The sequence below is a fragment of the Kitasatospora sp. NPDC058965 genome (assembly GCF_042741245.1).
In the GTDB taxonomy this organism is placed as follows: Bacteria; Actinomycetota; Actinomycetes; order Streptomycetales; family Streptomycetaceae; genus Kitasatospora.
This window is the reverse complement of the sequence record NZ_JBHYKG010000449.1, coordinates 1-5,307: the sequence shown is the minus strand read 5'-3', so window position 1 is coordinate 5,307 and position 5,307 is coordinate 1. Positions and strand designations below refer to the sequence as shown.

Sequence of the window (5,307 nt, the reverse complement as noted above, 5' to 3'; positions counted from 1 at the left end):
CTCTTCAGTAGCGGGGACAGGATTTGAACCTGCGACCTCTGGGTTATGAGCCCAGCGAGCTACCGAGCTGCTCCACCCCGCGTCGTTGGGACAACTATAGCTGCTGTGATCACCGCCGCCGACCACATTCGCATCGGCGCGCCGCCGGTGCGGCCCGCGGCGGCGGTCGCGTGCGGGGTGGGCCGCCCGTCCGGCGCGTGCCGCCCTCCTGCTCCTGCGCGCCCTTGACGTGCCGTCAGGCGCGGGTGAAGGGTCGTGCACGTCACGGCAGGCGGTGGGTGGTGGGCACGTCCGGTGCACCGGCACCGCCGACGGCACGCCGGCACCACCGCCGGCACAGCGACCACAGGAGGACGGCATGGACACTGGAGGCCACGGCGACCCAGGCTCCGGCGGGGGAGGGGACGGCCTCCCGGGCACCCCGTGGACGCCGCCCCCCACCCCGCCGTCCCCCGACGGTTCGCCGCCGCCGGGAGACGGGGGACACCGCAAGTGAGGCTCGCGTCCGAGCGGGAGGACCGCCCCGCGCCGGGGCGGTCCTTCCCCGTCGCCGACGCGTGGGCGACGGCCTTCGACGCCCTCCCGCGCCGGCAGTTCCTGCCGGACCTCGTCTGGGCGCACGACATGGCCACCGGGACCAGCCGGCCCGTCGACCGCACCACCGACGAGCCGGGCTGGCTGGCGGCCGCCGCCGCGGACATCCCGATCGTCACCCAGTGGGACGACGGCGCCCACCGGGGAACCGAACCCGGCACCGTGCCGACCAGCTCCGCCTCGCAGCCGTCCGTGGTCGCCGCGATGCTGGACGCCCTCCGGGTCGAACCGGGCATGACGGTGCTGGAACAGGGCACCGGCACCGGCTGGAACGCCGCACTGCTGAGCCGCCGGCTCGGCGACCCGAACGTGACCACGATCGAGATCGACCCGCAGGTCTGCGCCCGCGCCCGCGCCGCGCTCCACCGGGCCGGCCACCACCCGCGCACGGTCTGCGGGGACGGTGCCGTCGGCCACCGGCCCGGCGCCCCCTACGACCGGATCATCGCGACCTACGGGCTGCGCGAGATCCCCCGGGCCTGGGTCGAGCAGACTCGACCGGGCGGGCTGGTCCTGGCACCGTTCGGCACGCACTACAGCAACGCCGACGCCCTCGTCCGGCTCACCGTTCGAGGCGACGGCACCGCGAGCGGCCCCTTCCTGCAGCTGGTGGAGTTCATGAAGATGCGGGCCCAGCGACTGGTCTGGCCCGACCCCCCGGCTCCCGGCGGCCCGGTCGCCGAGCTGACCACCACCGCCACCGTGCCGCCGCACGGCACCTTCGACCCGTTCCCCTTCGCCGCCGGCCTGCGCCTGCGTGACGTCGTCCACGCCGTCCAGCCGCACGAGGACGGCACCCGCACGCTGTGGCTCTACTCCCTGACCGTCCCGGCCTGGGCCGCCGTCAGCCTCCGCGACGGCGAGCAGGCGCACCGGGTCCGCCAGTACGGCGGCCGATGCCTGTGGGACGAGTTCGCCCGCACCCTCGCCTGGTGGCACGACGCGGGCGAGCCCGGCGTCGACCGCCTCGGACTCACCCTCACCCCGGACGGCTGGCACGCCTGGCTGGACGACCCCGCCCGCGCGATCTGACCGACCGACCGACCCGCACCCCGCCCGCCGCGAGCCCGTCCGGCAGGGCGCCACCACCGAGGAGAGCCGGATGGACCGACAACCGATGGACCTGGCCGGCTACCGCGAGCACGCCCTGCACGGACCCTGCTTCATCTGCCGGCTGGTCGCCGGCGACCCGGCCTACGCGCACGAGATCGTCTACGAGAACGCGGAGCACCTGGCGTTCCTCGACAAGTGGCCCGTCCTGGCCGGCAAGCTGCTCGTCGTCCCCAAGCGGCACCTGGAGCACGCCGTCACCGACCTGACCGAGCCGGAGTACCTGGCCCTGATGGCCACCGTCCGCTTGGTCGCCCTCGCCGCCGAGGACGTCCTGGGCGGCGAGCGGACCTACCTGTTCTCCCTCGGCTCCCAGGCCGGCAACAGCCACCTGCACTGGCACGTCGCCCGGCTGCCCCACGGCGTCCCCTACGAGCAGCAGCAGTTCGAGGCCCTCGCCTTCGGCAACGGCGTCCTCGCGTACACCCCCGCCGAGCGGTCCGCCCTCGCCGACCGGCTGCGCCGGGCCGTCGCGGCCCGCGTCGCCGCGGCGGACTGACGCTCCGTCAGCCACCGGCCCGGCTCGCCTCCCGAGGTCGCCCGGTGCTGCCCGGTGCCGCCGGGTGCCGCGGCCGGGGCGGGCGGTCCGCCGGCCCGTCGGCCGGGCGCGGGCGCCAAGCGGGCCCGCCGTCCTCACGGAGCGTGCTGCCCCCTTCGGCGTACTCCAGTGAGCCCGGCTCGCGGGGTGCTGCCTAGCGTGGCGGCCGTGGGACCACCCACGATCCCGGCCCTCCGGCTGCGCCCGGAGGCCGCAGTGCAGCGCGGGACGTGCCCCCGTCACGGGGCCGGCCCCGCCGACCCGGCCGCCCGGTCGGGCGCACGGAAGGAAGCACCGGAACATGATGCCGGACCTGAATTCTGCCGATCAGCCGCAGCAGCCCGCCCCGTCCGAGGCCCCCACCTGTCGAACCGGGCGGTTGCGCCACCGGGTCGGCCTGGCCGCCGCCGTCGTGGCGGGCGCGAGCTCGATCGCCCTCGGCGCGGGCGTCGCCCAGGCCGCGCCGGCCGCCGCCCACCCGGGCCTGGTGGTCGCCGACGACCCCGCCCAGAGCGACGAGGACGACGCGACCCCGGTCGACGACACCCCGTCCCAGGACGACGGCCAGGCCGCCGACGACAGCACGGACAACGGCGCGGACGACAGCCGGACCGCTGACGACTCCTCGGACGCCACCGCGACCGCCGACGCCGGGTACGTCTCCGACGACAGCGCCGACTCGGACGACCAGGACAGCACGGACACCGCCCCGGCCGCGGGCAGTGGCCTGCGCCAGGGCTGGGACGGCTCGGTCTACTGGTTCCGCAACAGCAGCGGCGAGTGGCGCTACACCGCGCACCGCGACGTCTACCTGGAGCGGATCGGCTCGGGCAGCTCCGGCGGCTCGGGAGGGGACAGTGCGGGCGGCGGCAGCCTCGCGACCGCGACCGCCGAGCGCGGCGACGTCGAGACCGCCGTCCAGTTCGCGCTGGCGCAGGTCGGCAAGCCGTTCGTGATGGGCGGCAACGGCCCGGACAGCTACGACTGCTCCGGCCTGATCCAGCAGTCCTTCCGGCACGCCGGCATCTCGCTGCCCCGGGTCGCCAACGACCAGTACGAGGCCACCTCGCCGGTCGGCGCCGACCAGCTCCGCCGGGGCGACCTGCTGTTCTGGTCCTACGACGGCAGCGCCCGGGGCATCCACCACGCGGCGATCTACCTCGGCAACAACAAGTACGTCGAGGCCGCGCACCCGGGCACCACGATCCGGATCTCCACGCTGAACCGCGGGTACTGGCCCACCCAGATGGGCCGCCCGTAACAGCAGCACGCCCCCGAGGGCCCCGGCGACCACGCCGGGGCCCTCGGTCGTGTCGCGGGAGACTCCTGACGGCGTCCCCCGCCCCGACCCGTTCCGGCGCACCTGCCCGGTGCCCCCGTAGGCTCGCCGCATGTCCGACGAGGTGAACGCGCGGGAACTGTACGAGGCCCTGGTCCGGTCCGAGGAGGCGGAGCCGTACCGGACGATCGTCGAGCGGTGGCTCGATCGGGTCCGGGGCAGTGACTACCGCGCCCGGTTGGCCACCGCGGGCCAGGACGACGGTTGGTGGGCCACGGGGGAGGGCGCGTCGGACGGCCGGGCGCTCGGGTGGGAGCTCTACGCCCTGCACCGGGTCAGCGACCTGCTGCTGCTCGCCCACCAGCCGCCCTCCGACGGGCCCGACCCCACCGGCCCGTGGACCGGGCTCCCGGAGCGCGAGTACCTCGACCTCTTCGGCGAGCTCGGCCTGACGCCGATTCAGTCGGGTGTCCCGTTCGACCCGTTCCTGCACGAGATCGTCGAGGTCGACCAGGCGGACGACCCGCACGCGCCGATCGAGCTGACCGGGGTGCGGTGGCCCGGGCTGATGCTGGGGGACCTGCTGTTCCACCGGGCCGGCGTGCGGATCCGGGCCGGCGCCGAGCACGCGGAGCGCGGCGTCGCGGACCGGTCGCCGATGTACTGGACCTTCCGGCGTCGCCACCGGCCGACGGTCGACCTGTCCCAGGGTTGGGGCCACAACTCCCAGTGGCGCACCGACTTCCGGCTGGACTACCGGACCCCGACCGGTGATCGGCTGAACGCGGCGGCCGACCACCCCATCGACGGCAACCCCGACCTGCACCTCGACCACCCGAGGAACCTCAGCGCCGAGGAGCGGCTCCTGACACCCCGCGAGCGGCGCGAGCTGCTGCGCCACCGCTGCCTCCTGCGCACGCCGCAGGCCGCCGATGCCCTGGCCGGGTCGCCCGGCTGGGAGCGGGACTTGATGCCCTTCGACTGGCGACTGCCGGACTCGGAGACCTGACCCGGAAGCCTGACCCGGAGGCCTGACCCGGAGGCCTGACCAGGTCGCGCCGAGGACCGTCGGCCCGGCGGACGGAGGGAGCGGAGCCGTCACGGGAGGCGTCGGACGGCCAGCTCCGAACCCCCGCCGATCCCGACGGCGCCGAGCAGTCGGGAGTCCGCCAGGAACGCGCCCCCGGTCCGCCGGTACCCCAGGTCGCGGAATACGCGCCCGTCGCCGGTGTCCACCAGGAGCCAGCCTGTCCCGTAGCTGAGCGGCCGGACGTCGCCGGACGCTATGGCGAGGAAGATCTGGTCCAGCAGCTCCTGGACCGTGGTGGACGCGGCGACGGGGAAGAAGGCCGCGCTGCGACCCTGCGGGTCGGCTGCCGACAGGTCCACGCTGACGACCGACCGGAGGGCACGGGCGACCGCCACCGACGGCTCCCGCGCCGGCCGCACCGGCTGCGCGGGGCTCGCGGTCCTCGCCCGGGCGTGCACCCGTACGCAGGCTGCGCGCCACTGTCGGACCGCGCGTTCGTCCAGCCCCAGGGCGCGGACCACGGCCACGACCAGCTCCTGGTTGAGCCGTCGCCGACCGGGCCGGAACAGGTCGGCGACGGTGGACTTCGACACCTCCTGCGGCGGGCGCAGCAACGGTCCGACGCGCCTGGCCAGGGTCCGGAAGGACGGATCCCCGCCCCAGATCCGCAGGCGCTCCAGCAGCTCGACGAACCGCGCCAGATCGGTGGCCTGCCCCGGATCCGGCACGGCGTTCTCCCGCGGCTCGATCACGTGT

At 75.4% G+C, this 5,307-nt stretch carries 5 protein-coding genes and 1 tRNA gene; 4 read left to right on the top strand and 2 right to left on the bottom strand.

The window, feature by feature from the left end; translation table 11 throughout:
- Nucleotides 1-8: 8 nt before the first annotated feature.
- Nucleotides 9-82: transfer RNA gene (locus ACFW1A_RS38170), tRNA-Met, on the bottom strand.
- 410 nt (nucleotides 83-492) lie between these two features.
- Between ACFW1A_RS38170 and ACFW1A_RS38165 the strand changes: the two genes are divergently transcribed.
- The 4 genes from ACFW1A_RS38165 (at nucleotide 493) to ACFW1A_RS38150 (ending at nucleotide 4,530) form a co-directional block, all read left to right on the top strand.
- Nucleotides 493-1,626 carry a methyltransferase domain-containing protein gene (locus ACFW1A_RS38165; protein ID WP_380417857.1) on the top strand — a complete coding sequence of 378 codons (1,134 nt, stop codon included), beginning with the start codon at nucleotides 493-495 and terminating at the stop codon, nucleotides 1,624-1,626.
- A 70-nt stretch (nucleotides 1,627-1,696) separates the two neighbouring features.
- A complete protein-coding gene (locus tag ACFW1A_RS38160) occupies nucleotides 1,697-2,203 on the top strand; it encodes an HIT family protein (protein WP_380417856.1) in 507 nt (168 codons plus the stop codon).
- Between the two features lie 340 nt (nucleotides 2,204-2,543).
- Complete coding sequence (locus ACFW1A_RS38155; protein WP_380417853.1) at nucleotides 2,544-3,503, top strand: C40 family peptidase; 960 nt, start codon at nucleotides 2,544-2,546, stop codon at nucleotides 3,501-3,503.
- A 130-nt stretch (nucleotides 3,504-3,633) separates the two neighbouring features.
- Entirely contained in the window at nucleotides 3,634-4,530 is an 897-nt protein-coding gene (locus tag ACFW1A_RS38150) for a hypothetical protein (RefSeq protein WP_380417851.1), read from the top strand.
- 89 nt (nucleotides 4,531-4,619) lie between these two features.
- On the opposite strand, the gene ACFW1A_RS38145 is transcribed toward ACFW1A_RS38150, so the two are convergent.
- The coding region (locus ACFW1A_RS38145; protein ID WP_380417849.1) for a hypothetical protein at nucleotides 4,620-5,307 on the bottom strand (688 nt) is incomplete at its 5' end.

What these genes read in the sequence shown, in the direction of transcription:
- ACFW1A_RS38150 (WP_380417851.1), top strand. Translation starts at nt 3,634, where the DNA reads ATGTCCGACGAGGTGAACGCGCGGGAACTGTACGAGGCCCTGGTCCGG.
- ACFW1A_RS38155 (WP_380417853.1), top strand. Translation starts at nt 2,544, where the DNA reads ATGATGCCGGACCTGAATTCTGCCGATCAGCCGCAGCAGCCCGCCCCG.
- ACFW1A_RS38160 (WP_380417856.1), top strand. Translation starts at nt 1,697, where the DNA reads ATGGACCGACAACCGATGGACCTGGCCGGCTACCGCGAGCACGCCCTG.